The organism is Geomonas anaerohicana (assembly GCF_016458305.1).
GTDB lineage: Bacteria > Desulfobacterota > Desulfuromonadia > Geobacterales > Geobacteraceae > Geomonas > Geomonas anaerohicana.
In genome coordinates, this window is record NZ_JAEMHL010000003.1 from 40,734 (window position 1) to 65,427 (window position 24,694).

Annotated in this window: 23 protein-coding genes; 14 read left to right on the forward strand and 9 right to left on the reverse strand. The window is 53.8% G+C overall.

The features are described from left to right. Positions 1-20: 20 nt before the first annotated feature. Positions 21-899 (forward strand): polysaccharide deacetylase family protein, encoded by an 879-nt coding sequence (locus tag JFN91_RS06550; protein WP_199388413.1) that lies wholly within the window; start codon positions 21-23, stop codon positions 897-899. A 49-nt stretch (positions 900-948) separates the two neighbouring features. On the opposite strand, the gene JFN91_RS06555 is transcribed toward JFN91_RS06550, so the two are convergent. Beyond that, positions 949-1,305, reverse strand: a complete 357-nt coding sequence (locus JFN91_RS06555; protein ID WP_199388414.1) for a hypothetical protein — start codon at positions 1,303-1,305, stop codon at positions 949-951. A gap of 416 nt (positions 1,306-1,721) precedes the next feature. Between JFN91_RS06555 and JFN91_RS06560 the strand changes: the two genes are divergently transcribed. The 4 genes from JFN91_RS06560 to JFN91_RS06575 all read left to right on the forward strand — a co-directional run bounded on the left by JFN91_RS06560 (position 1,722) and on the right by JFN91_RS06575 (position 7,319). Beyond that, positions 1,722-3,209, forward strand: a complete 1,488-nt coding sequence (locus JFN91_RS06560; protein ID WP_199388415.1) for a B12-binding domain-containing radical SAM protein — start codon at positions 1,722-1,724, stop codon at positions 3,207-3,209. 646 nt (positions 3,210-3,855) lie between these two features. Next, positions 3,856-4,557, forward strand: a complete 702-nt coding sequence (locus JFN91_RS06565; protein WP_199388416.1) for a PEP-CTERM sorting domain-containing protein — start codon at positions 3,856-3,858, stop codon at positions 4,555-4,557. A gap of 236 nt (positions 4,558-4,793) precedes the next feature. After that, entirely contained in the window at positions 4,794-5,483 is a 690-nt protein-coding gene (locus tag JFN91_RS06570; RefSeq protein ID WP_199388417.1) for a PEP-CTERM sorting domain-containing protein, read from the forward strand. A 519-nt stretch (positions 5,484-6,002) separates the two neighbouring features. Beyond that, the gene (locus JFN91_RS06575) at positions 6,003-7,319 is read left to right on the forward strand and encodes a tyrosine-type recombinase/integrase (RefSeq protein ID WP_199388418.1); all 1,317 of its coding nucleotides are present in this window, start codon (positions 6,003-6,005) and stop codon (positions 7,317-7,319) included. A 249-nt stretch (positions 7,320-7,568) separates the two neighbouring features. Here the strand turns inward: JFN91_RS06575 and JFN91_RS06580 are convergent, their stop codons facing one another. After that, complete coding sequence (locus tag JFN91_RS06580; protein WP_199388419.1) at positions 7,569-7,934, reverse strand: hypothetical protein; 366 nt, start codon at positions 7,932-7,934, stop codon at positions 7,569-7,571. Positions 7,935-8,224: 290 nt separating this feature from the next. Between JFN91_RS06580 and JFN91_RS06585 the strand changes: the two genes are divergently transcribed. The 6 genes from JFN91_RS06585 to JFN91_RS06610 all read left to right on the forward strand — a co-directional run bounded on the left by JFN91_RS06585 (position 8,225) and on the right by JFN91_RS06610 (position 16,196). Next, positions 8,225-8,776, forward strand: coding sequence for a hypothetical protein (locus tag JFN91_RS06585; protein WP_199388420.1), 552 nt, complete (start codon positions 8,225-8,227; stop codon positions 8,774-8,776). A gap of 276 nt (positions 8,777-9,052) precedes the next feature. Next, entirely contained in the window at positions 9,053-10,609 is a 1,557-nt protein-coding gene (locus tag JFN91_RS06590; RefSeq protein WP_199388421.1) for a class I SAM-dependent DNA methyltransferase, read from the forward strand. Then, entirely contained in the window at positions 10,599-11,933 is a 1,335-nt protein-coding gene (locus JFN91_RS06595; protein ID WP_199388422.1) for a restriction endonuclease subunit S, read from the forward strand. The genes JFN91_RS06590 and JFN91_RS06595 overlap by 11 nt, the downstream gene beginning before the upstream one ends. 43 nt (positions 11,934-11,976) lie before the next feature. Further along, positions 11,977-15,057, forward strand: a complete 3,081-nt coding sequence (locus JFN91_RS06600; protein WP_199388423.1) for a type I restriction endonuclease subunit R — start codon at positions 11,977-11,979, stop codon at positions 15,055-15,057. An 88-nt stretch (positions 15,058-15,145) separates the two neighbouring features. Continuing rightward, on the forward strand, positions 15,146-15,718 hold the full coding sequence (locus JFN91_RS06605; RefSeq protein ID WP_199388424.1) for a tetratricopeptide repeat protein: 573 nt from the start codon (positions 15,146-15,148) through the stop codon (positions 15,716-15,718). A gap of 55 nt (positions 15,719-15,773) precedes the next feature. Continuing rightward, positions 15,774-16,196 carry a hypothetical protein gene (locus JFN91_RS06610; protein ID WP_199388425.1) on the forward strand — a complete coding sequence of 141 codons (423 nt, stop codon included), beginning with the start codon at positions 15,774-15,776 and terminating at the stop codon, positions 16,194-16,196. Between the two features lie 363 nt (positions 16,197-16,559). Here the strand turns inward: JFN91_RS06610 and JFN91_RS06615 are convergent, their stop codons facing one another. From JFN91_RS06615 to JFN91_RS06645, 7 genes are all read right to left on the reverse strand, one after another. After that, the gene (locus JFN91_RS06615) at positions 16,560-16,925 is read right to left on the reverse strand and encodes a hypothetical protein (protein WP_199388426.1); all 366 of its coding nucleotides are present in this window, start codon (positions 16,923-16,925) and stop codon (positions 16,560-16,562) included. 49 nt (positions 16,926-16,974) lie between these two features. Continuing rightward, positions 16,975-17,430, reverse strand: a complete 456-nt coding sequence (locus JFN91_RS06620) for a hypothetical protein (protein ID WP_199388427.1) — start codon at positions 17,428-17,430, stop codon at positions 16,975-16,977. A 58-nt stretch (positions 17,431-17,488) separates the two neighbouring features. Beyond that, complete coding sequence (locus JFN91_RS06625) at positions 17,489-18,076, reverse strand: hypothetical protein (RefSeq protein WP_199388428.1); 588 nt, start codon at positions 18,074-18,076, stop codon at positions 17,489-17,491. 49 nt (positions 18,077-18,125) lie between these two features. Further along, positions 18,126-19,523 (reverse strand): hypothetical protein, encoded by a 1,398-nt coding sequence (locus tag JFN91_RS06630; protein WP_199388429.1) that lies wholly within the window; start codon positions 19,521-19,523, stop codon positions 18,126-18,128. Between the two features lie 510 nt (positions 19,524-20,033). Then, the gene (locus JFN91_RS06635) at positions 20,034-20,912 is read right to left on the reverse strand and encodes an AbrB/MazE/SpoVT family DNA-binding domain-containing protein (RefSeq protein WP_199388430.1); all 879 of its coding nucleotides are present in this window, start codon (positions 20,910-20,912) and stop codon (positions 20,034-20,036) included. Positions 20,913-20,955: 43 nt separating this feature from the next. Beyond that, positions 20,956-21,495, reverse strand: a complete 540-nt coding sequence (locus JFN91_RS06640) for a hypothetical protein (protein WP_199388431.1) — start codon at positions 21,493-21,495, stop codon at positions 20,956-20,958. A 37-nt stretch (positions 21,496-21,532) separates the two neighbouring features. Then, entirely contained in the window at positions 21,533-21,898 is a 366-nt protein-coding gene (locus tag JFN91_RS06645) for a hypothetical protein (protein ID WP_199388432.1), read from the reverse strand. A 447-nt stretch (positions 21,899-22,345) separates the two neighbouring features. Between JFN91_RS06645 and JFN91_RS06650 the strand changes: the two genes are divergently transcribed. The 3 genes from JFN91_RS06650 to JFN91_RS06660 all read left to right on the forward strand — a co-directional run bounded on the left by JFN91_RS06650 (position 22,346) and on the right by JFN91_RS06660 (position 24,666). After that, entirely contained in the window at positions 22,346-22,918 is a 573-nt protein-coding gene (locus JFN91_RS06650; RefSeq protein ID WP_199388433.1) for a MucR family transcriptional regulator, read from the forward strand. Positions 22,919-23,006: 88 nt separating this feature from the next. Beyond that, positions 23,007-24,242, forward strand: coding sequence for an EVE domain-containing protein (locus JFN91_RS06655; RefSeq protein ID WP_199388434.1), 1,236 nt, complete (start codon positions 23,007-23,009; stop codon positions 24,240-24,242). 70 nt (positions 24,243-24,312) lie between these two features. Beyond that, the gene (locus tag JFN91_RS06660; protein WP_199388435.1) at positions 24,313-24,666 is read left to right on the forward strand and encodes a ComEA family DNA-binding protein; all 354 of its coding nucleotides are present in this window, start codon (positions 24,313-24,315) and stop codon (positions 24,664-24,666) included. The last annotated feature ends 28 nt before the right edge of the window (positions 24,667-24,694 follow it).

Consider the following 24,694-nt stretch of genomic DNA (forward strand, 5'->3'; position numbering starts at 1 on the left):
AACTGAATGGGAGAACGGGCATGACCATACGGAACTCAGCAAATAGCAGGGAAACCCTCGCCTGCCTCATTATAGATGATCCACTTCTCAGGCCCACATACGGGTGTTTGGATTATCAGAAGCTTCTTGACGCGATGAAAGCCCATGATTTTTTCACCGAGATCGCCTTCATTCCAGGGAACTACAAAAGGAGCGACCCCAGAACCATACGGCTTTTTGCCGACAACCCTGATCGTTATTCCATATGCATACATGGCTGTAATCATACCAGCAACGAATTCGGGGGGTACGACTACGATCATCTGTGCATGTTGTCATACACGGCTTTGCTGCGGATGGAACAACACCAACGGCTCACAGGGTTGCCATACGACCGCGTCATCGTGTTTCCGCAAGGTCGCTTCTCTTCTGTTGCAATGCAGGCTCTCAAAGATGTGGGTTACGTTGCTGCGTTCAACTCAACCATCTGGGCAATAGACGGGGAGGGGCCTTCGGTTCTTGAAGGTCAACGTCCGGTCACGAAATATTACCATGACTTCCCATTGTTCTTACGGCGGTATGCGCGGGATAAATCGGCTTTTCTTGCTGACATAGCAGCGGGCCGCCCCATCCTCATTGTTGACCACCACGGGGCTTTCAGGAATGGCTATAGACAAGTGACAGACTTCGTCGACTGGATCAACAACCAGGGCAATATCAGGTGGACATCGTTATGCGACATAGCCAAGCACTACCTCGGGGAACAAGCCGCAGCGATCGGTCCGATCGGCGGTCCCGGGGCAAGTATAGGCATGGACGTTGGTTCCGCAATACGCCGTTTCCTATGTGAGGCCAGGGATAACTACATAGAAACGAGCAATGTTCTTAGTAAGGCCTACAAAATGCTGCGTCGACAGTGAGCTGTGAAGGCTTTTTTGAGCGGGTAAGTGGCGGGAACCCGAGGGGCTTCTACTGGTTAAAGTGACCGGGAGGAGTATCCATGAAGTAAATCCCCGAGCAGTCGGCGTAGATTTTATCCACTGCCCACAGCACCACGAGTATTTCTTCGAGTTCCTGTGAAATTCGATCCAGCGCAGCCCCCTGCAATTCCGTCTCGGTGGCTTCTCTCAGCATCGCTTCCAATCTTTCGAACGCGGCAAGGTTGCACTGCCGATGTTGGCAACTCTTGAGCTTTTGGTCCCTCAGAAGAAGTCTCTTTACCTGAATGAACTGGAACTCGAGTCTAAGTTTGTCGCGTTGAGGAATTGTGGAAACCTTGAGTGTTTCCGAACACCTCTGCACTGCTTGGTACCTTTTGCCGGGCATAAGCTGTTCCTTTCCATCTTTTTGTCCGTCCACCTTAAAGCAGGTTTTCGAAGTGCAAAGCCCCCTACCAGTTTTCGATAGGGGGCTTCTACTACACGACGATTAGAATTAAGCATATACAATGTATTTGTTCAAATGTAAACAAAAAAATTAATAAATTGTTACCGTTTTGAAACTTGAGCACCCTTTGCCCGCCCGCCTCCCCATTAGCGCCAAAAACATGGTCATCTAGGGTTTTAGCTACATTGGAAATGCTGCAGCCGGTGCTACCCTCGTACCGGAACCAACCCTGAAGAGTTCACAAGCTTCGTAGGCGTGACATGCGTGGAAAATTCGACTTCTTTGCCCAAAGATGGAGCTGATAGATTCAGGCGGCGCAGGTAAACGAACTGGCCTACCGCTAACGGGAACCCTTCATGAACGTCCTTCTGGTCTACCCGCGCTGCCCCGACACTTTCTGGAGTTTCAGGCACGCGATGAAATTCATCGGCAGGAAGGCGAGCTTTCCCCCCTTGGGGCTGCTCACCGTCGCGGCGATGCTGCCGCAGGAATGGAATAAAAAGCTCGTGGACGAAAACGTTCACCCCCTTTCCGACCGGGACCTGGCGTGGGCTGACTACGTCTTCTTGAGCGCCATGACCGTTCAAAGGGAATCCGCCCTGGAGGTGCTCCAGCGTTGCCGCCGACTGGGACTACAGACCGTTGCTGGCGGCCCGTTTTTCACAGCGTATGCGGACCAGTTCCCGGATATAGATCACCTTGTACTGGGGGAGGCAGAGCTTACCCTGCCTCCCTTTCTGGAGGACCTGAAAAAGGGTGAGGCACGGCACCTCTACTCCGCGAAACGGCGCCCCCACCTGAGACAGACCCCGATCCCGCTATGGGATCTGATCGACCCGCGCGACTACGCCGCCATGAACATCCAGTATTCGCGGGGGTGTCCTTTTGACTGTGAATTCTGCGACATCACCGCTCTTTTCGGACGCGCGCCCCGGAGCAAGGAGCTTGAACATCTAATCGCCGAGTTGGATGCCCTATATGTCCGGGGATGGCGAGGGGCAGTATTCCTCGTCGATGACAACTTCATAGGCGACCGTGCCAAGTTGAAGCGGTACGTTTTGCCCGCCCTTGTTCAATGGATGGTGACGAAGCGATACCCCTTTTACTTTTACACCGAAGCTTCCATAGACTTGGCTGATGACGGGGAGCTTATGGCTTTGATGGTAAGGGCGGGGTTCCAAGAGGTTTTCATAGGTATCGAAACCCCTGACGAAGGCGGCCTGGCCGCAGCCGGCAAGACTCCCAACCGTGGCCGCGACTTGCTGGAGTCGGTAAAGCGTATTCAACGGGCGGGCCTGCAGGTGCATGGCGGGTTTATCGTTGGCTTCGACAGCGACCCCGCAACCATCTTTGAAACTCAGGTCCGCTTCATCCAGCAAAGCAGTATTGCCACCGCCATGATCGGTATGCTGGTCGCCCTGCGTGGTACCAGGCTCTACCAGAGGCTGGCAGACGAGGGGCGACTGCTGGGGGAGGTGAGCGGTAACAACACCGCCATACAGCTCAACTTCGTTCCCCGGATGAAGAGCGAGGTGCTGATCGCGGGCTACAAGAGAGTCCTCGAGGAGGTTTACGCCCCGGAAAACTACTACCAGAGGGTAATCGGGCTCCTCAGGATATACCGGCCTCAGCACCTGGGAAGGTTCCACCTCCAGCCAGGGTACATAGCTGCACTCTTCAAGTCGATGATGCTCCTGGGGGTGGTAGGGAGGGAGAGGTACCATTTCTGGAAACTCTTCTTTTGGTCACTGGTGGTAAGGCCACGCCTTTTCCCTCTTGCCATAACCTATGCGGTGTATGGCTACCACTTCAGGAAGGTGTCGGATACAATTCGGGAGAGTTGAAGTAAAAAGCTGGGTCACGGCCCAGGATGTGAGCACGACCGTCATGGTGGCTCTACAAGTGCTGCCCTCGGCACAGACCTTTGAGCAGGGATTGCCGGCGCCAACCTTGTAGATCCCCAAAAGAGGAGGCCTGAGATGCGGGACTGGTCGGCGATGGCTCTACTTGCCTTGCTGCAAATGCTCTCGCCTCTCAGGCCTCGCCAACCCTCGACCTCTGTCTGGAGATCACCATACCCCCAGGATCACACTTGTATCCATAGCGCTTTATCCCTCACGTCGTCTACATCCATTGCAGCTACCAAATATCTTGCCACTGACTTGGGAGTCGGGTGATTTGGGCCATCTCTCCTTGTAAGGGGGGCGCTGCAGCTAACCAGATCTCTCTATCAGAGTCAGTGAAAGGAGCATCGCAGTCATCCACAAGAACAGGAGCAAGAGTGGCTAAAAGCCCGCATTGTAACTCACAATAACGAGGCTATAGTTTTACCCGTTTTTAATGCAGGACTCAGACGGCACACCTCGTCTCCGACAAGCAATCCGCCAGATAACGAGGTGGCTAGCTAAGACTCCTGTGGCCTTGTTCCTCTCGCCTGCACTCAAAACTCGCTGCGGCTAACGCTGCATACTACAAACAGGAGGTACGCCAATGAAAAAAATGGCATCATTACTTGCGGGGGCGATGTTGATGTTGGCTGCAGGAGGGGCCAGTGCATACACCATTAACTACAACTTCGCAACACCGCTGCCTCAGAACGGAGGGTATAGTTCTCCCTACGCTGGTGTTCAGGTGGAAACCTTTGATTCCACCTCTTTGCTCTGGAACTGGTCGGGGGACTACACTATCCGTACCGGTTCAGCCAGTGGCCTGGCAGCTGCTCCGGCATACATGAATCCGCTTTCAACTGCCGATGCTACCCGATACATCGCGGTGCCTTTGGTAGCTTCGACCGGCACTGCTACCGCAACGGAAACTACAGCGGTTCTGGGCGATACCTTTAACTACTTTGGGCTATGGTGGGGCTCTATCGACGGGGTTAATGGCGGTCTTGGTATTAATAATGTGCTGAATTTTTATAGAGACGGTAATCTGGTCGAAACCGTCACCGGGGATCAAGTGATTGCGCACCTGGTAGCCGCAGGGAGCTGGACCAGCGCTGACAACAACAGGTACGTCAACCTTTTGGGTCTACCTGATTTTGATTCATTTTCAGTGAGCAGCGTTGGCAGAGCCTTTGAGGCCGACAACATTGCTGTTGGTGTTGTCCCTGTCCCCGAACCGTCCAGTGTCCTCCTCCTCGGCGTCGGCTTTGCCTGCCTCGCTTTCTGGAGAATGAAAAAAACAGTGTAGGGATATCAATGCTGCACAAAAAGCGCCTTCACAAGGACGGCCTTTTTGTGCAGCACAGTGCCCCTGTCACCAGCCTCAGTACCTTTTCGCCACCACATTCTCTCATCGATAACCCGGTCAACCCTCTTACGTCTCCCGGAATTCGACCCCAGAATTCCCCCCTATCGGCATTACGGGAAGCTAAAACAAATCCTGGGGCACATGCTTGAGGCGGTACGCAATAAAGAGGTACTTTGATGCCCAGTAAAAAAGAGATCAGCATGAAATTATATTTTTCCTGTGCTATCGCTGCGATGGCATCACTGGCTACATTAGAAGCAAGGGCCACCACACTGACCTACAATTTTGACCAGAACAACTCCAGGCTCATGGGCGGACCATGGGCGAACATTACCTTGGAGGATGCTAAAGATGGCAAAGTTCATATCACAGTTGACCAGCTTCGGGCAGGCTACGATTCAACGGGGCCGAACTTTGGCCTTCAAGATTTTTCATTCAATGAGAACACCGGTGATCCGGATTTCCTAACCCATGTCAGCTTAGAGTTTTTCTATCCAAACACTTGGACCTACAGGTACTCCCCTGGTAGTGAGTTTGGGGGGACGGGACCTTATGGCAAGTTCGAATTGCTGACGTCCGGCTCTGGAAAGGACTGGGCAAGTTATCTGGATTTTTACCTGAGTTCTTCGGCGGGGCCCTTGTCTGCGGGTGCTTTTGCGGTGACGTCCCCCAACACGGAATACATGTTTGCTGGTCAGATAGGAGGTTTTTCTGATGTCGGAGCGGACGGCAAAACCTATCGAAGCGCCCAATTCGCGTCCTCGGGTAGGCCTGTCCCTCCTGTGCCTGAACCGGGCACCGTGGCCTTGCTGGGAACTGGCTGTTTTGCTTTGGCAGTTTACGCTAAGCGTCGGAAAGCCGCTTGACGCCAGAGGTAACGTTTAATCGGCATCAGGGGGGCACCGCAGCAAAAAAAATCGATTTCTATTTTAATAGTCCTGTGCTTGTCCTACACGGAAAAGCGCCCCTGTCGCGGCTTCACGACAGGGGCGCAATAAGTTGTGGCGAAGAAAGGTAGCCGCTGTCAAGACTAGCAGTGGCCAAAGCACGCGCCTACAGTGCCGTCTTTGTTGCGATGGGGGCTTGGCGGCGGAGATTATTGCCGGTAAAAGCAAAAGGGCTCACAGTGTGTCACTGTAAGCCCTTTTCTATTTGGAGGCGGCAATCGGATTTGAACCGATGAATGAAGGATTTGCAGTTTAAAAAAACTCCACTTTCACCCCGTTTCAACACTGTTCATTGTGTTTCCTTGCACCTTTAAAACCCTTGACTAAACGCATATTTAACTGTAATTTGTTGCTCAGGGTGTTTCACCGCGGACCATCCTAGCCCACAACATTATTGCAGCGATTTTGCAGCGATCGCTGCAAAAAAACGAGGGACAAATGGCACGTTCCAAGAGCACGATGTTTACCGACACCATGATCCGGAAGCTGAAAACCGAAACGGCAAAGTACACCCGTTCCGATGGAAACGGCTTTACCATAAGGGTTCTTCCTTCAGGCGTGAAGGTGTGGCTTTACCTCTACAGCCTGGACGGCAAGCGCTGGGAGATGAGTTTCGGAACTTACCCGCAGGTTTCACTGGAAGAGGCGCGGGATCAATTCGAATCGGCACGTAAGAAGGTGAAGGCCGGAGTGAACCCCCTGGCCGTGCCCGAGCCGGTAGTCGAGGTCCCGAAACACGATCTGACCTTCGACGAACTGGCCCGGGAGTACATCGCCAACAACGTCGAGGGGCAGCTGGTCGACATCTCGGTGTACGGCATCAAGCGCATCCTCCTGGGCACGGGCAAGCCGGGGAACTTGGACGATTTCAAGACCTGGCGCTCCAGGAAGGTTGCCAGCATCACCCCGGAAGACGCCGCCAAGCTCGTCAAAGACGTTTCCGCAAGGTCGGCCGCTGCAGCACGGAACCTGATTAGGACCGCGCGCCCGATGTTCTCCTATGCGCTCGCGCGCGGCATGATCCAGACCAACCCCTTCATCCTTGGGAGCGTGAAGAGCTTCCTCTCCAAGCCGGTGCAGGTGAGGTTGGTTCCGGGTGTCAGGAGCAGGACCTTTAGCGAGGACGAGATCAAGCACTTCTGGAAGGAACTTTCCAGGGCAAGCGGGAGCGCCGAGATCCGGAACGCCCTGCGCCTTATCCTCCTCACGGGCCAGCGACCAGGCGAGGTGCTCGGACTCCATTCCGACGAGATTGATGGGAACTGGTGGACGCTTCCCAAGGAACGAACCAAGGCGCGCTACGATAAGAACCGCATGGACCACAAGGTCTTCCTGGTGCCCGAGGCGCTCGCGCTGATCGGGGATAAGAAGGGTTACATCTTTGAATCCAGGGTGAAGAAGCGGGGAGGGGGCGCCGTCGAGCTGAGACCGATCTCGACCAACGCCCTGGGGCACGTCGTTCTCGTGAACAACTACCTGGGGCTCCCGCCCTGGGGGCCGCACGACCTGCGCCGCACCTGCCGCACCTTCATGTCCGACATCGATGGCATCAGTGCCAGCGCCGCCGAGGCGATCCTGAACCACGCCAGGGAGGGGACCAAAAAGAACTACGACCACCACCGCTACCTGCGCCAGATCGAGACGGCGCTGACCCTCTGGAGGGACAAGCTGGTCGAGGTCATCGGCGGGCCGCTGGTGCCGGAATTGCCAGACAACGTGATACCGATCCGGCGCAAGGAGACCGTGGCAAAATAATAGCGGCCGCATCTAGATTTTGTGATGGTAAGCACCAGCCACTCTTCCCTCATGACCCAAAGCGAGGACCAAGGCGCGTTACGACAAAAACCGGATGGACCACAAGGTCTTCCTGTTGCCCGAGGCCCTGGCCCTAGTCGGAGATAAGAAGGGTTACATGTTCGAATCCAGGGTGAAGAAGCGGGGAGGGGGGGCAGTCAATCTGAGGCCTACTTCTGATCATGCAGACCGGGCTAAAACACTTTCCTATCATCTGCAATCCCGCACCCTTTCGGCCATATTATCTGGGTCCCAGTACAGCTGTTCACCATACCTAACTCGACTTCCTGTGCCCTCAGGCTCGATCAATACCGCACCATAGGCTCCATGGCTACCATTGTAATTATCTATACCTCCCCTAACAATCATAAGCCCTGTGCCTGTTTGTACGGTCGATACCTGAATGCAGTCTTTTAAAAAAAGATCCCCTATACAACCCGCCACTGCCCTGGGGGCTTTCGGGCTTAAATACTCCACAACCAATTCCTTCTGGACCAGCTCATAAGGGGAGTAAACACAACCAACCTCGAGAGCACCTACCATCACGACCATGACGACCCTCGCCGAAGCTTTCATCTTGCCCCCTTGGGTTATGTTAGCAGTGCGTGAAGCTACTTTTGTAATAAGCCTTGTAAGCCACAAATATAGCCCAGATGTATATCTCGTCAATAACACAGCGCAAACAGGTGCTAAACTAACAGACGGTAACCACCCAAACCCATGTTCCCAACCCGTGCTTAAGGAGCTTTCTTTGCCGGGGTTAATATGGTATTGGTGAAGCGTTTGCCGCCACAAACGGGAGCAGCGACCCCGATGCAGGGGCAGGCGCTGAAGAAATTGCAGGAACGTGAAGCTGGGAGGATTTGATGGCCGCTGGTTATTTATCTTGGAACTGTGCCCGCCCGATTGCCAAAGAATATTTTCAATTTTGGCCCGATGGCGAAGACATGCTCTGGGCGAAATCTTGTTGGGCCGCTGTTGAAAAATCGGGACTGGCCGTATATCACACCGAACAAGAGGAGATGGTTTGCCTGTCCTACGTCGGTTTGCTGGCCCTATTTTATCAGGAGTTTGCATGGCGGCTGGGAGTCGAGACATACAAACCACTGAGTGAAGACAATATAACCGAAATTTTCTATGCATCTCTTGATGAAATAGATTCCGGCCTGGTACAGCTCCGGGAGGCCCTGCAAGATAGGTTTGGCCTCATGGAGTTATACCGTATGACCCTCTTAAGCGTCGAAGCTGGAAGGCAGGGAGCCAGGATTCCATCCGAGCTCGCCTCTGAATACGAAAGCTGTTTCACGTATGGTCCTGAGTCTATGGGACTTCCCTTTGAGAGGGCCTTTTCTTTTGTCAACGGGGCAATTCTGCATCCGGAAGAGTTGTGTTCTGTTACCATTCCCCGGGCGCGGTGATTTAGTTAGCCTCAAACTTGCTCTTATGCAGTCCACCAGGACTTTGCAGCTTCATGTGCAATGCTGCCCCTCCCATCACGTGACCTCCCTGTTTAGCAAAGCCACCCATATCAATTGTCACGCCACGACCACCATTTCCCCGACCTCAGCTCCTTCATCAACTTTGTGGCCGAACGCCCCCAATCGTTTATCCCACCTAATTTAACATCGACTAACCTCAACGATTGCGCTATATTGCCCCAGCACATCCCCCGCTTATAGGAGACCCCCTTTTCCATGATCGAAGACATCAAGAAAACCCTCTGGGCCACCGCCGATAAACTGCGCGCCAACATGGACGCCGCCGAATACAAGCACGTAGTCCTGGGCCTCATCTTCCTAAAATACATCTCCGACACCTTCCAGACCCGCCGCGACGAACTAACCCGGCGCTTTACCGATTCTGCGGATAGTTACTATCTCCCGGACGCGGGCGCCTCCCTGGTGGCCGAGGAACTGGAAGACCGCGACTACTACCGCGAAGTGAACGTCTTCTGGGTCCCGGAAGCCGCCCGTTGGGAGAGCCTGCGCTCCCAGGCGAAGCAGGCCGACATCGGCAAGCGCATCGACGACGCGCTCACCCTGATCGAAACGGAGAACCCGAAACTGAAGGGGATACTCGACAAGCGCTACGCCCGAGTCCATCTTCCCGACGGCAAGCTGGGTGAGCTGGTGGACCTGATCTCCACCATCGGTTTCGGCGAATCCGGCCAGAGCGCCCGCGACCTCTTGGGCCAGGTCTACGAATATTTTCTCGGTCAGTTTGCCAACGCTGAAGGCAAGCGCGGCGGCCAGTTCTACACCCCCGCCAGCATCGTTAAGACCCTGGTAGAAGTCCTCGCCCCCCACCACGGCCAAGTTTACGACCCCTGCTGCGGTTCCGGCGGCATGTTCGTGCAATCGGAACGATTCATCGAGGCCCACGGCGGCAAGATCGGCGACGTCTCTATCTACGGCCAGGAGTCCAACCCTACCACCTGGCGCCTGGCGGCCATGAACCTTGCCATCCGCGGCATCGACTTCAACCTGGGCAAGGAACCTGCCGACACCTTCGTCCGCGACCAACACCCGGATCTTCGCGCCGACTTCATCCTCGCCAACCCCCCCTTCAACGTCTCCGACTGGTGGCACGGCAGCCTGGACGGCGACCCCCGCTGGGTCTACGGCACCCCGCCGCAGGGTAATGCCAACTACGCCTGGCTGCAGCACATGCTGCATCACCTGAAGCCGACCGGTCGCGCCGGCATCGTGCTGGCCAACGGCTCCATGTCCTCCAGCCAGAACTCCGAAGGTGATATCCGCCGTGCCATGGTCGAAGCCGACAAGGTCGAAGTTATGGTTGCCTTGCCCGGGCAGCTTTTCTTCAACACTCAGATCCCCGCCTGTCTCTGGTTTCTAGTCAAGCAGAAGACTAAAAGGCAGGGAGAGGTGCTCTTCATCGATGCCCGCAAACTCGGCACCATGATCAGCCGGGTCCAGATCGAGTTCACCGACGAGGACATCAAGATAATCGGCGACACCGTGCATGCCTGGCGCGGGGATGGCGAAACTGATGCCGAGTATGCCGACGTGGCGGGTTTCTGCCGAAGCGTGAAGCTGGCCGAGATCGCCGAGCATGGGCATGTACTGACCCCAGGGCGTTATGTCGGAGCGGAGGCGGTGGAGGATGACGACGAAGCCTTTGTTGAGAAGATGCAGCGGCTGACGGAAACCTTGGGTGAGCAGATGGCCAAGGGGGCGGAACTGGATGCCTTGATTCGGCAGAAGCTCGGGGGGCTTGGGTATGATTTTTAATGACAACCCGCAATGCTCATCATACTTATCAAAGCTGCCTACTGGCTGGACCTGGACAGTTCTTGATAGCTTAGTGGATCATAATCGGGGCATCTGCTACGGTATTGTCCAACCAGGCAGTCATCATGCTGATGGAGTGCCTATGGTGAATACCGGTGATGTATTCGATGGCCATGTAAATAAACTTGTGTCGTTTAAAGTTGCGCAGTCCATCCACCAAAAATTCAAACGGTCTACACTGAAAGGTGGAGAATTGTTAATAACCTTAGTTGGAGCAAATTTCGGTAGAGTTGCAATTGCGCCGCATACCTACGCTGGCTTTAATTGTTCGAGAGCTGTCGGCGTAGTGCCTGTCAACGTTGATGCTCAGTATGTGATGTTCGCGTTGAGATCTCCTATTTCCCGCCGTTTCATGGATGATCACGCAAATACAACAGCACAACCTACTTTTAACTTAAAGGATGTTGCAGCAATTCCCATTCCATTACCTCCAGAAAGTGAGCGAAGGCGAATAAGTGAATTTCTCGTTGATCTTGACGACCGCATTGCCCTGCTCCGCGAAACCAACACCACCCTAGAATCCATCGCTCAAGCCATGTTCAAGTCGTGGTTCATGGACTTTGACCCCGTCCGAGCCAAACAAGAAGGCCGCGAGCCGGAAGGGATGGAAGCTGACACCGCCGCGCTTTTCCCTGACAGTTTCGAGGAATCGGAACTGGGGCTGGTGCCGAAGGGGTGGCGAATTGATAGTATCTATGCAGCGGCTCAGGTTATCTACGGTGCACCATTCGCGTCCTCCAAATTCAATTCTGAAGGAGTAGGTAAGCCTCTGATTCGTATTAGGGACCTTAAAGGCGAAACACCAAGGGTTTTTACACAAGAAGTACACCCGAAAGGATACCTAGTAAAACCTGGAGATATTGTTGTCGGCATGGATGGTGAGTTTAGAGCCTATCTTTGGGGCGGTGAAGACGCATGGTTGAATCAAAGGGTCTGTGTCTTTACTCCTTCATCAGAATTTCCTCCAGCCTTTGTGCACCGTAGCATAATCCCGATTCTTGCTGCTGTTGAGGCTTCTGAAACTGCAACAACTGTCATTCACTTGGGGAAAAATGACATAGATCGTTTCAGAATCTTGGTCCCAGATGGTGAAGTTCTCAGTGCATTTGGAGAGATAACCGGCCCAATATATAACAAGATTGTCGAACAAAAACAGATGGCGCGGACACTATGTGGCCTCCGTGATACTTTGCTCCCGCGTCTGATCTCCGGCCAGTTGCGCCTGCCGGAGGCCGAGGCACTCGTCGAGGAAGCCGCAGCTTGAGTGATCAGTCGTCCTAACCGTTCCACCCTTGCAAGGTGACGAAATGACCGAAGACCAACTCGAACAGGAAACCTTAGGCTGGCTCTCCGAGACTGGCTACCAGCACCGCCACGGCCTCGACATCGCGCCTGATGGAGTCTCGCCCGAGAGGGCGAACTACAGTCAGGTGCTGTTGGTTTGCCGGCTCCGCGAGGCGATCGCTCGGCTGAACCCGACGATCCCGGTCCTAGCCCGGGAGGACGCCCTGCATCGGGTATTGAACCTGGACATCCCGGTTCAATTGGCGGCCAACCGCGCCTTTCACCAACTCCTGATCAATGGGGTCCCGGTCGAGTACCAGAAGGACGGCGAGACCCGCGGCGACTTCGTGCGCCTGATCGACTTCGACGACATCGACGCAAACGACTGGCTGGCGGTCAACCAGTTCTCCATCAAGGGGCCCAAGTACACCCGCCGCCCGGACATCGTCCTCTTCGTCAACGGCCTCCCGCTCGTCCTCTTGGAACTGAAAAATCCCGCCGACCAGAACGCCGACCTCTGGAAGGCCTACGACCAGATCCAGACCTACAAAGAACAGATCCCCGACATTTTCCAGTACAACGAGGTGCTGGTCATCTCCGACGGCACCGACGCCCGCCTGGGCTCCCTCTCCGCCAACGTGGAGCGCTACATGGCCTGGCGCACCATCGACGGCGAGACGGTCGACCCCCTCGGTCAGTTCCGCGAGCTGGAAACCCTGGTGCGCGGCGTCCTGGCTCCGGCCTACTTCCTGGAGTTCCTGCGCTACTTCGTCCTCTTCGAGGACGACGGCACCCTGGTAAAGAAGATCGCCGGCTACCACCAGTTCCACGCGGTGCGCTCCGCCATCGAGCAAGTGGTCACCGCCTCCCGCCCCGGGGGGAGCCGGAAGGGCGGGGTGGTCTGGCACACCCAGGGCTCGGGCAAGAGCATCACCATGACCTGCTTCGCAGCGCGGGTGATGCGCGAGCCCGCAATGGAGAACCCGACCATCGTGGTCATCACCGACCGGAACGATCTTGACGGGCAGCTCTTCGGCGTCTTCTCCCTCTCCCAGGACCTCCTGCGCGAACAGCCGGTGCAGTGCGAAACCCGGCCCGACCTGCGCGCCAAGCTCGCCAACCGCCCCTCAGGCGGCATCGTCTTTGCCACCATCCAGAAGTTCATGCCGGGAGAGGACGAGGACAGCTTCCCGGTCCTCTCCGACCGCCACAACATCGTCGTCATCGCCGACGAGGCGCACCGCACCCAGTACGGTTTCGAGGCGAAGTTCAAGGGGGACGCCAAGGGGTACCAGGTGGGCTACGCCCAGCACCTGCGCGACGCGCTCCCTAACGCGACCTTCGTCGCCTTCACCGGCACCCCGGTCTCCTCAGAGGACCGCGACACCCGCGCCGTCTTCGGCGACTACATCAGCATCTACGACATGCAGCAGGCCCGCGACGACGGCGCCACCGTCGCCATCTACTTCGAATCCCGGCTGGCGAAACTGGGCTTGAAGGACGAGATGCTGCCGGAGGTAGACGCCGAGGTGGACGAACTGGCCGAGGACGAAGAGGAAGACCAGCAGGCGAAGCTGAAGAGCAGGTGGGCCGCCCTGGAAAAGGTGGTGGGCGCCGAACCGCGAATCCAGCAGGTGGCGGCCGACCTGGTGGAGCATTACGAGGAACGCTGCCAGGCGCAGACCGGCAAGGCGATGGTGGTCGCCATGAGCCGCGACATCTGCGTCCATCTCTACAACGCCATCATTGCGCTCAGGCCCGACTGGCACGACGAGGATCCGGAGAAGGGCGCCATCAAGATCGTCATGACCGGCTCCGCCAGCGACCGGCCACTGCTTCGCCCCCACATCTACTCGAAACAGGTCAAGAAACGCCTGGAAAAGCGCTTCAAGGACCCGGGCGACCCTCTGCGCTTGGTCATCGTGCGGGACATGTGGCTTACCGGCTTCGACGCCCCCTGCGTGCACACCATGTACATCGACAAGCCGATGAAGGGGCACAACCTGATGCAGGCCATCGCCCGGGTGAACCGCGTCTTCCGCGACAAGCAGGGCGGCCTGGTGGTCGACTACATCGGCATAGCCAACGACCTGAAGCAGGCCCTCAAGGAGTACACGGCAAGCAAGGGGAGGGGGCGCCCCACCGTCGACGCCTACGAAGCCTACGCCGTCCTCGAGGAAAAGCTCGACGTGCTGCGCGCCATGCTGCACGACTTCGACTATTCAGGCTTCCTAACCGCAGGCCACACCCTCCTGGCCCACGCCGCCAACCACGTCCTGGGACTCGAAGACGGCAAGAAACGCTTTGCCGACACCGCCCTGGCCATGTCCAAAGCCTTCACCCTCTGCTGCACCCTGGACGAGGCGAAGGCCGTACGCGAAGAGGTCGCCTTCTTCCAGGCGGTAAAGGTCCTACTGACCAAAAGAGACGTCAGCAGTCAGAGACACACCAACGAAGAGCGCGAGGCGGCCATCCGCCAGATCATAGGCTCCGCCCTCGTGTCCGAGGAAGTAGTCGACATCTTCGATGCCGTAGGACTCGACAAGCCGAACATCGGGATCCTGGATGAGGAGTTCCTGGAGGACGTGCGCAACCTCCCCGAGCGCAACCTGGCCGTGGAACTTTTGGAGCGCCTCCTGGAGGGAGAGATCAAGTCCCGCTTTTCAACTAACGTCGTGCAGCAGGCCAAATTCTCCGACCTCCTCGCCAACGTTATCAAGCGCTACCAGAACCGGGCCATAGAAACCGCCCAGGTCATAGAAGAGCTGATCGCCATGGCCAAGAAGTTCAGAGAGTCTATCGGCCGCGGCGACGAGCTCGGACTCAACGCCGACGAACTCGCCTTCTACGACGCCCTGGCCAACAACGAGGACGCCGTCCGCGAGATGGACGACGAGATCCTGAAGAAGATCGCCCAGGAGTTGACCGAGAACCTCCGCAAAAACGTCACCGTCGACTGGTCCGTCCGTGACAGTGTAAGAGCCAGTCTGCGCCTGATGGTGAAACGCATCCTGCGCAAATACAAATACCCCCCCACAAAGCAGGAAGAGGCCGTACAACTGGTCCTCGACCAAGCCGAAACCCTGAGCGCTGCCTGGTGTTAGTGTGTTGGCAATACCCGCCAACGTGATCAACTGTTGCCAGTAGGATGAACTGTAGACCCTCATGGCAAACTACAAGGAGTTTAATGTAATGTCAGTATTCGATTTGTTTAAAAAAAACAGGAAAATGACGCTGAACGCGTTAATACAAGGTGATGTCAAGATTACTATAGGTGCACTTCTTGATCTTGATGAGATTCAGTGCCGACCAGACATAATAAATGCCGCGATGAAACTCCTCTGTAACGAAAAACACGCTGAAGATGGTTATAATATTTTGGGTGAGTTAGCCGTTGAAGGAGATGCCGAAGCTCAGTTCATTATGGGGGATATTTGTGAATCGATGCTTAATCGTCCCGAGCAAGCAGCTATATGGTTCCAACGTGCAGCTGATCAAGGATTAGCTAAGGCTCAGAGAAACTACGCAGATATGCTTATGGTTGGTAAAGGACTTGCTTGTGATAGGGCAAAGGCCTTTTGTTATTACACAAAAGCAGCTGAACAAGGTATTCCAGAAGCTCAATTTGTGTTAGGCGAATTCTTTCGAAACGGAGATGCTGTCCCGAAGGATCTTGAAAAAGCGGCATACTGGTATGGTCAATCAAGCAAAAATGGATTCAAGCATGCTGAGACACGTTTAAACCAAATTTATGCCGACAACTAACAAAGCTAACGATACAGTAGGAGCGACTTCTTCTAGCCAGGCCTAAGGAGGGCGCATGAGTGACTTGACTACACATGGTGGCGGCAAAGCCCGACGTTTTAGCTGGGCCTGCCATGGGGACCTCATCGCGATAGTCAACGAGAAAGGGCGCACGCATACCTACCATCTGGATGAGGTATTCAGGATATACAGCTGGTTATTTCAAAAGTTTGATAATGGCTGGTTCCCATTAGCTAATAACGTCAAAAAACTTGGGGGGAACGAGGAGATTGCTGGACTCGGTGTAGCGATCCTGAGCCAACGTCCTGGTGACATAGCACATGCTCAGGGAGCCTCTTATCTAGGGGTGTTGCTAGAGGATATAGGTGTGTTGGAATGGAATCTGGCAAAAAAGGGCATCCAGTGGCGCATCATCAAACGAGTGCAGAGTCTGGATGCTCTAAGGGCTAAGCTGCACTCCTCGAGGAGAGGCATCTGATGGGCCCACTCATCACCCGACCCGAGAGCAGAACCCATCGCCTTAAACTAATAGAAAAAAAGTTACAGAGTCAGGCGCCAACATTCTACGCAGATCTAAAAATGGCCGGGATGCTGACTTCATTTATAGACGACGAAGAAAGGAAGCTCATGGCGGATTATGCCACATGGGTCAAGGATTTTGGCTATGAGCTAGGTGAAGAACCTGAAGCTTTACCGTATATCCAGAGAACAGTACGGAAGGTTAAACATCCTTGGCTCCGAGCGCTAGAAAGTTTGCAGTACTCTGACAATCCTACTTTTCCAAGGGAGGGGCAGTAAGATGTCCGGCTACCTCAGTTTGCCAAGCTGAGAAGGGTACTGTCTAATCGTCTTGCGATGCGTCCGTTTGCCTCTGATCGAACATCCTCTGGATATCCGAAAATGCAGACAGGGCATTAGCCACCTGAACCAGGCTTTTGATCGCCTCACGGTTCACAGCGTCTTCCCCCAATTCTTGAATGCTGAAAATGATGGTATCGCGTAAAGTGTTTGCCCAGATGGCGTAGCGCGAAAAGGTGGCGTCGCCATCGCATGCCTGATTTAGCGCGGCGCGCTCCAGGCGCAGATACAGAAACTCCAAACCTCCTGGTACCCCTCCGTCCGAATAGGCGTCACTTATCCTGAGTTGGACCGATTCTTGATATCCCCTTATCAGGTCTTGAATCTGCTCTTCTATTGAAGCGCCCATGTATGTCCTCCCTCGACAAGCTGCCGATCATCGCGGTACGATTCTCCCGCTACTCCGCGCTGTCCTGCACTATATACCCGTGGTGCTCCAGCACCGAACGGCACACCTCCAGTAACTCGTCGAAAGCTAGATCGTTCTTGAGGTCATTGGTGCGCCAACCGCAGATCCTGAAGTCGGCGGCTCCGGTGCCATCCCCAACATGATCAACTGTCGGCAAAAGGGCGAATCCCTTTTTGTAGGCCCGTCTCTGTGCTTGTGACTTGTCGTTGTCGTACTGGCTGATGAGGGACCAGTCCAAAGCCTCTCCCGTGTAGGCATCAAGACCTCCGCTGGCCTCAACAGCCTCATGTATGGCCACTCTATAAGTCTCGCCGGTGGCTGTGGTGTTGCCGCGGAGGCGGTCTCTTTTGAGATGGGCTTGAGCCTTACGCCTCAGCCACCTTTCGTACGTCTCATGGGTTACCTTCTCGTGAAGGAAGTGAGGAGCCTGGTATTTTTTAGCCATGAAATTATCCCAGTTTGTATGCTGTTGCAGCAGCGGGTGGAGAGTCAGGCCTAAGGAGCTAATATCCTTCTTGCAGTGTCAACAGAACGACTTTTTTCCCATAAGATGACTGCAGCTTCCTAAAATGTTCCGGCTGATTTTTGGTCGGGCTCTCTTTACTGTTGATCTTCTTTCGTTTTATTTCGCAGAAGATTTGCTCTGTTGCGCTAAACAGGAAAAGGTCTGGTGGTTGGCTGAAATGTTTTTTGACATATTCGAAAATATCAGAATCAACTATCGATTTGAATATTTTACCCTTCCGTTTGTGGCATTGGCTTTCTTCATTTTCATATTTCTCAACAAGAGATAGATACCCATGATGTTCGTAAAACAATATCGCTCCAAGCCACTCCCCAAAGTGGTTGCCGATTACTTTTTGGTCCCTGCAGGCAAGCCACAAATCATCGCGGTCAAATAACATAGGATATTTTCTAAACCAGTAGTACAACAGATATTCGTGTTTGTAAGCTTCTAACATTTGTGGTGGGTAGGTGGCAGTGTAGCTCTGATAAAAGAAATCGGGCAAGGACGGTTCCATCTCTTGCCTGAAAGACTTAATGACATCCTTTGTGTACGTTGAATAAACTTTGCCATAGTCTTTAGCCATGGTTGACTCCTCTCTTTTCAATCGAACTCTTGGGGGGAAGTCTGCCGGACTAAAGTGTCTGCTCAGACGCCGGCACAAAGGTTTTCGCCGTCGGATGCACCTCCGGCCTATACTCCGCTCCAAAGCAATTTACAACCGACCGCGGCGTAAGCACCCTTACCTGTTGCCCCTTAGGCCGAGAGATCGCTGCTACATACCCACCCAGCGACCACTCCCGAAGCGACCCACCCCACACTAGGTAGATCTTCGCGTAATGCTCGACCATCGTCCCATCCGGCAGCCCATCAACAACCGCCGCATAGGTGACCTTGTTGCCATCGCTGTCGAGCCGCTCTTCGGCGATGATCCTGTCGATGTTCTTAATGCCGCCGGATACCCCATATTCCTTCCCATTCATCAAAACCCAACGCTCAATGAACTCGTAGAACTTTCTCCCTTGGCAGGTGCAGGGCCTGTGCCCCGCTGCAAAGGCAGTCGCCTCGTCCAAGAAGAAGAGCTCCGTGTAGCTTTTGCTGCTCATCAGCTCTCGTTGAATGCAGTTGCCGGAACCGTCCTTGGCCTCCAGAACGCAAAACTTCCAGTCGACCTGCCGCGGGTTGTACTGACTTTTGAGTAACTTGTCCTTGGTGTGCAGCTTCGCACTGGCCCCCCTGTTGCCCATCAACGTTCCCACGCTTGAGGCCGCCACGATTTCCCCCGTCGGCAGCACCCGGTTCTGCAGAGGCTTTATGATCCCGCAAGCCTTCAAGGCTTTTGCCAGTTCTGGCCTCATGATGAACCGGAATTCGCCGGCCGGCTTCGACTCCGAGTAAGAGAGGGCGGTCCAGTACAGGGCCCGGCCATCCGAGCCCCCCTTCGGTGGGTTGAACCCAAGCCTGTCCGCGATCCGGTGCGCCAGTTTGCCGTAGTGGATGTTAGCCGCGGAGTAGTGTGAAAAGCCTGCAGCTTTCGCGAGCTCGGTAGCCGTGATGGTGGAATGGCGGGCTCGGTATTGTGCGGTGAGCATTTTGATGTCGGTAGCGGAGAGAGAGCCCTCATTGCGCAGGCAGTACAGAGCCTTTTCGAACGACTGCACAGAGGCGATGGGATCGGACATGAAATACAGATTGTCCGCTATCTCCTGCCACTGAAATGTGGAATAGGTGGATCGGGAAAGTGCCATGCTGCAAATTTGTGCTGCGAACTTGGGACGAACATAGACAGGGTACAGGTCAGCCCACCCTTCATAGCGCTCCCCAAGCTTTTCCAGTGCGGTGTCTAGCCCCTTGACGGCCTCAGGCGTCCGTGGTGCAGCCTTCCACGCATAAGTTTCAGAAAAACACAGCTCTTCTATCGCAGCTTCATTCGTCCGGAATCTGAAGAACCATGGTCCGCGGGCATCTTGCCGCCCCTCAAGGACAATGCAACCTCCCTCACTTCCCAACTCAAGTACAGGAGTCCACTTCATGCAGCCTAGCTCCTCTCAAGATGCTTCGTTATAATACAGTGGGCGTCAAAATTCAGGGGCCGTCAGGGGGGCGATGTCAGTCAGAGAGCCACTAAAAGCCCGCCCGCCGCTATACATGTCAGCGCTATTGCCCACACCACTTTCTCTAAAACGCTGGCGACTGCCTTTGCCGCGTAACTCTCAAATTCCTCGACACCGTAGGAGTTGGTGCGGTTAAAGCGGCGTCTCCTGACCCAGAAAGCAAGGTAAAAGCCCACTGTTAACAGTAGCGCGGAATAAATGAGTTTCATGGACACTTGCCTTTTTGATATCCGGTCTGGTCGTCACCTCTTTTAATGCAGGAGGGGCAAACCCGAGGCCAACGCGCCTTCCAGAAGCATATCCTATCCAAGATGGTAATCCCTGCACATCTTGTGCACATGGCTTGGCCACACTTGGAGCAAATGCCGCCTCCCAGGGTGTCAAATGTACGGCTACAAAAATGGCATTTCCAGGGGGTGAAGCTAGCTTTCATGGGGAGTCGGGAGCGACTACTTTACTGATGGTTATGTTGTCCCCATCGATAACCAATTCGAGTTCCGAAAGGGAGGTCAGCCCGATTTCGCGGCGTAACGCGGAAGGAATCGTTATCTGCCCTTTACTGTTGATCTTTACCCTCGTGCTACTTGGACTGGTCATCGCTAGAGCGGGGCGGTCTTCTTTTTCTTTGTTAGGTAACCTCGTTTTCAAATCGCCGATAGCGTGAGAGATTGCATCACCGGTTTTCTCGATGGCCTTTCCTGTGACTACTTTGGTTTTTCCGATGGCATCAAGGACCTTATCCGTGAGCTTATGTGTGACATTCCCGAGCGTTTTGCCGAATGCAGCCGCTGTCGCACTTACGAATTTTTTAACCTCGGTGAGGTTCTCCGAATTCCATGCCTCTTTCGACTTATTAATAATGAAGGAGATAATGGATTTTACTATTTCTGCACCGACCTGCAGGCCATGGCAGATTCTGGAGATGATTTCTTCCTTTTCCTTCTCACTAAGTACGTTCCAGCCGTAGTAAATAGCCCCTACTGCAGCGCATGTCATTGAAATAGGGCTAAGCGGCACGGTTGCCACAGCCGCAACGGCAGATAGCGGATTGCCGAGTATCACTTGGCCGACAGCTATGACCACCGTTGGGGCAATAAAACCTACACCGAAACCGAGCTTTGCCTTCTCGAGGATGTCTCCGGTTCTTGCAACGGTGGGGTTGTCGTTCCCCTTCATTTCCTCGATTTGCTCGTTGAGGTAGTCATTTATGTACTTTGCTGTCCCGTAAAGTGCTTTTAGGCAATCGATCATCACACTGGATGCAAGCAGGACACCGCCACCTGGAACTCCTAAAACCGCTGAATTCATCTTTTCCCCTCCTCGCAAAGATGTATGCCAAATAGAGGCCGATCTAACTGCTTATGGACACAAGAACGGCTCTTTTTTTGAAAAATTTAAGTTCATCTACTGGGAACTGGCAGTTATACGTGCGTTTTAATCTGGGACTTTTCTCCTCCTTATATTCCTTTGGGGAGTCTTGCCAAACTGCTGAACATGCCACGTAACACTGCTCCTCGTCCGAATCAACCAAGCAGAACCAATGACTTCCATTGTCAACCATGAGTAAGGAGTTTTTGTTCAACATACTTTTTAAATCACTGTTTTTGCTCATACCCTCAAGCATTTCAACATTGAATTCCATTTCTGGCTTGACAGCATCTAGGTATTCTGCCGTTAAGCTCACGAGCAACTCTGGTAGGTGGTCGATCTTCTTCGTCCCCGTGCAGCTAGTTAGGAAACATTTACAGTCATATGCATTTGATATCAAACGCTGCCAGTCCCTCTCGTCAACTAACTGCTTAGAGAGACATTGAGCTGCATTTACAATGCTATACAGAAAACAAGCACTGTCCAAGTCGCCCTGTGACCTAATTGTACGTTCTTTAGCCATTCTCGCTCCTCCATTAGCTTGTAATCGGTTGTTATTCTTATGGGAATGTGGGAATCTCCACGCAGTCCCGCCTTTGTCGTTCCTTTAGCCTGTTGGGCGTTAGCAATTCTAGGTAATTGAAATTTCCAACGAGATAGACTGTTTTCGTTCCTTCATGCTCTAGTTCTGCTAGCAGTAACAGTGGCATGGGCAACTTAAGCCTTTTTCTAAAAGTTAGATAGTCATATGAAGCTTTTTTATTAGCAGGCAAGCATCGCAAAGGGATTACGGCAAAGCCCCCGTCCTTGGGGATATTAGAAATAGCAAGGGCCTTGCAGTCCTGAAGGAGAAGGACGTTCTGGATTGCTGTATGTATATTGATTTTATTTCCAGAGACTTCCGTCTTGAAGATGCCTCTCAACATTGGGGACTCCTGATCTAGCGCATCTAAGCCAATTATACTCAGGATACAGGACATACTCCTGAGCAGTTAAGGATCTTTAGTAGGTTTTATTGTAATTCAGCCGTACGTCAGAAAATGTCGCACAAGCCCTTTTTGAAAATAGTTTATTGGTATCCCGGCTCAGGCTGCGGTTCGACACGCTGCTGGAGTCCCCGCTCCGCTCACCTCCCAGACGATGCTGCTACGACTCAAGTACAGGAATCCATTCCATGCAATCCAGCTCCTCTTACCGCAATTCTGTCCTATTACAGGAGGTTGTAGTTTTAGGAGTTATCTGCAGTTTCCATTGCATTTGTAACGGTTTTATTATAAAAAGCGATTAATTGTCAAGGCGAGTCTCAGGTAGATCCAGACATAGCCGGCCCTATGAGTAGGTACAGGGGGCTCTAAAACACCAGGAGGGAAAGAATGGCCACTCTCGTGGAAATAGCCGCACAACTCGTATCCGCTCATGCGTCCAGCACCCCGATGACCTCAGACGAACTTCTGGCTGAGATTGCCAAGGTTCACGCAGCCCCAAAGAAGCTCGATGCCGGAGGAACCATAGAGGCAGAAGGGGAGGGGAAGCCGGCAGTCCGAGTCAAAGACGCCTTCAAGAAGAACGAAGTGGTCTGCCTCATCTGTGGCAAAGGAGGCTTCAAGACCCTTACCCGCCACCTGGCTACGGCCCATGACCTCAAGCCGGTCGCCTACAAGAAGCAGTTCGGCATCCTATCGAAGCAGTCCCTCGTGGCCAAAAACTACTCCGAGTCGCGCCGCAAGCTTGCCAACGACCGCGGCCTGGCCGACAACCTCGCCAAGGCAAGAGACGTGAGAATGGCCAAGATCAAGGCGCAGAAGGCCCCTGCCAAGGCAGCGAAGGCCGCGCCGGCAGCCAAGGCACCTGGCAAAGCAGCGAAAGCAGCGCCGGCAGCAAAGGCTCCAGCTAAAACCGCCCGGAAAGCCGGCCGGACCAAAGACACGGCAGTGGGGAAACAGTAAAAGGGTGTAGCTGGTACACCTCTGGAAGAAACTAAAAGGTGACCAGCAAAAGTCGGAGTGACAAAAGCGCCGAGAGGAGGCAGACCTAATGCCATGGATCTTCCAGGGGAACCCGAAGGATTTTGATATCGACGGCTATCTTAGTGCCTTTAGCCGGGTTGCCTGGACAGTTCGGCAAGGCCACTTCAAGGACGATATTGCCATTGGGGATCGCGTTTTCTTTTGGAGGTCAAAGGGAGGAAGGAAGGGGCCTTACGGCATTGTAGCTATAGGTACAATAGCCTCCACGCCAGTCATCATGCGAGATCACCCTGAGGCACTGCCATACTGGGTGACGAAACCGGAAGAGGAAGTGGCATTGCGTTGCTGGATTGATATTGACCACTGCGCAATATCTAAAGGAACGCTGCTCTCCACCGAACATATCCGCGGTGACGAACTGCTTTGCAATCTCCGCATTTTGCGACTCAGCCAGAACACGAATTACCTTATCTCTGACGAGGAAGGTGACCGTCTTCTCGCCCTATACAACCACTTAACGGAAGACGATCGGGTAATTGCATCATTTTCTTGGACAATTGAGGGGCGCTGCCGGGCTTCCAAGGTGCTGGACAAATCTGCCTTTCTTCATCATGGCAGTGGTATCCCCAAGGACGTCAGATGGTTCTTTCTAGATCGCGAACTGGAGGCCGGTGAGAGAGTTGACGTAACGCTCCTAGCTGACGGTAAGGCATATCCTGCCCACATAGCAATGGAGTCTCAAGGGACAGCGCGGACTAGACTCTTTTGGGATTCATCATTCGTATCTCTGCTGCACAAATCTTTCCCCGAACATCTGAAACGGTACCAGCAGGATCAACTGCCTCCTAATGGTGTTGTTATGTGCCTTGAGCGGCGTGATGATTCGAGATCCTACGACATAACATTTGGTGCCGAGTTGCCTGAGTCACTTGTTGTTAAGGACATCGAGGCTGAAATAACGGAAGATGCAGGTCCAAGGAGTGAGGGCGGGACAAAGGAATATTTTGGCAAGAGATATGAGCGTGACGCCATAAATCGTCGCAGGGCCATTGAGCACCATGGCTTGGCTTGTAAGGCGTGTGGCTTCAATTTTGAAAGGGTGTACGGTGAACGCGGGAGTGGCTTTATCGAGGTGCATCATGTTAAGCCCATTAGTATGTTAAAGGAAAAGCAACAGGTTGACCCAAAGACGGACTTGGTTACGCTTTGTTCAAATTGCCACAAAATGATACACAGGCGCCCGGATAACATCCTTACAATCGCAGAGTTAAAAAAGTTGCTCTCTTTACCCACTCCCGCGTGAATGCTCTTATGCCTTGCGCCCATTTTCTTTTTGTGTATATTTCAGCTCACATTCCAACAGGAGGTTCTGCATGAAAAAAATCGTCACCCTGATTTCCGCCGTTCTCATCTCTCTCTCTGTCAGCCTCACCGGCTTCGCCGCCGACAAAGCCCCGGCCGCAAAGCCCGCTAAAGCAGCCGAAGCCGCCAAACCCGCACCGGCAGAGAAGGCCGCCTCAGCCGCTCCCAAGGATGCTTTGGTCGATATCAACACCGCCTCCGAAGCCGACCTGAAAGCGCTCCCCGGTATCGGCGACGCCTACTCCAAGAAGATCATAGCCGGCCGTCCCTACGCCAAGAAAGACCAGCTCCTCAGCAAGAAGGTCCTGCCCAAGGCGACCTACGACAAGGTAAAAGACAAGATCATCTCCAAGCAGGTGAAATAGGTAAAAGGAAAGCCCCGGCCAAAACCGG

What these genes read in the sequence shown, in the direction of transcription:
- JFN91_RS06610 (WP_199388425.1), top strand. Translation starts at nt 15,774, where the DNA reads ATGAGTGACTTGACTACACATGGTGGCGGCAAAGCCCGACGTTTTAGC.
- JFN91_RS06630 (WP_199388429.1), bottom strand. Translation starts at nt 19,523, where the DNA reads ATGAAGTGGACTCCTGTACTTGAGTTGGGAAGTGAGGGAGGTTGCATT.
- JFN91_RS06570 (WP_199388417.1), top strand. Translation starts at nt 4,794, where the DNA reads ATGCCCAGTAAAAAAGAGATCAGCATGAAATTATATTTTTCCTGTGCT.
- JFN91_RS06660 (WP_199388435.1), top strand. Translation starts at nt 24,313, where the DNA reads ATGAAAAAAATCGTCACCCTGATTTCCGCCGTTCTCATCTCTCTCTCT.
- JFN91_RS06585 (WP_199388420.1), top strand. Translation starts at nt 8,225, where the DNA reads ATGGCCGCTGGTTATTTATCTTGGAACTGTGCCCGCCCGATTGCCAAA.
- JFN91_RS06560 (WP_199388415.1), top strand. Translation starts at nt 1,722, where the DNA reads ATGAACGTCCTTCTGGTCTACCCGCGCTGCCCCGACACTTTCTGGAGT.
- JFN91_RS06620 (WP_199388427.1), bottom strand. Translation starts at nt 17,430, where the DNA reads ATGGCTAAAAAATACCAGGCTCCTCACTTCCTTCACGAGAAGGTAACC.
- JFN91_RS06555 (WP_199388414.1), bottom strand. Translation starts at nt 1,305, where the DNA reads ATGCCCGGCAAAAGGTACCAAGCAGTGCAGAGGTGTTCGGAAACACTC.
- JFN91_RS06565 (WP_199388416.1), top strand. Translation starts at nt 3,856, where the DNA reads ATGAAAAAAATGGCATCATTACTTGCGGGGGCGATGTTGATGTTGGCT.
- JFN91_RS06605 (WP_199388424.1), top strand. Translation starts at nt 15,146, where the DNA reads ATGTCAGTATTCGATTTGTTTAAAAAAAACAGGAAAATGACGCTGAAC.
- JFN91_RS06580 (WP_199388419.1), bottom strand. Translation starts at nt 7,934, where the DNA reads ATGAAAGCTTCGGCGAGGGTCGTCATGGTCGTGATGGTAGGTGCTCTC.
- JFN91_RS06550 (WP_199388413.1), top strand. Translation starts at nt 21, where the DNA reads ATGACCATACGGAACTCAGCAAATAGCAGGGAAACCCTCGCCTGCCTC.
- JFN91_RS06575 (WP_199388418.1), top strand. Translation starts at nt 6,003, where the DNA reads ATGGCACGTTCCAAGAGCACGATGTTTACCGACACCATGATCCGGAAG.
- JFN91_RS06595 (WP_199388422.1), top strand. Translation starts at nt 10,599, where the DNA reads ATGATTTTTAATGACAACCCGCAATGCTCATCATACTTATCAAAGCTG.
- JFN91_RS06655 (WP_199388434.1), top strand. Translation starts at nt 23,007, where the DNA reads ATGCCATGGATCTTCCAGGGGAACCCGAAGGATTTTGATATCGACGGC.
- JFN91_RS06645 (WP_199388432.1), bottom strand. Translation starts at nt 21,898, where the DNA reads ATGTTGAGAGGCATCTTCAAGACGGAAGTCTCTGGAAATAAAATCAAT.
- JFN91_RS06650 (WP_199388433.1), top strand. Translation starts at nt 22,346, where the DNA reads ATGGCCACTCTCGTGGAAATAGCCGCACAACTCGTATCCGCTCATGCG.
- JFN91_RS06625 (WP_199388428.1), bottom strand. Translation starts at nt 18,076, where the DNA reads ATGGCTAAAGACTATGGCAAAGTTTATTCAACGTACACAAAGGATGTC.
- JFN91_RS06590 (WP_199388421.1), top strand. Translation starts at nt 9,053, where the DNA reads ATGATCGAAGACATCAAGAAAACCCTCTGGGCCACCGCCGATAAACTG.
- JFN91_RS06615 (WP_199388426.1), bottom strand. Translation starts at nt 16,925, where the DNA reads ATGGGCGCTTCAATAGAAGAGCAGATTCAAGACCTGATAAGGGGATAT.
- JFN91_RS06640 (WP_199388431.1), bottom strand. Translation starts at nt 21,495, where the DNA reads ATGGCTAAAGAACGTACAATTAGGTCACAGGGCGACTTGGACAGTGCT.
- JFN91_RS06635 (WP_199388430.1), bottom strand. Translation starts at nt 20,912, where the DNA reads ATGAATTCAGCGGTTTTAGGAGTTCCAGGTGGCGGTGTCCTGCTTGCA.
- JFN91_RS06600 (WP_199388423.1), top strand. Translation starts at nt 11,977, where the DNA reads ATGACCGAAGACCAACTCGAACAGGAAACCTTAGGCTGGCTCTCCGAG.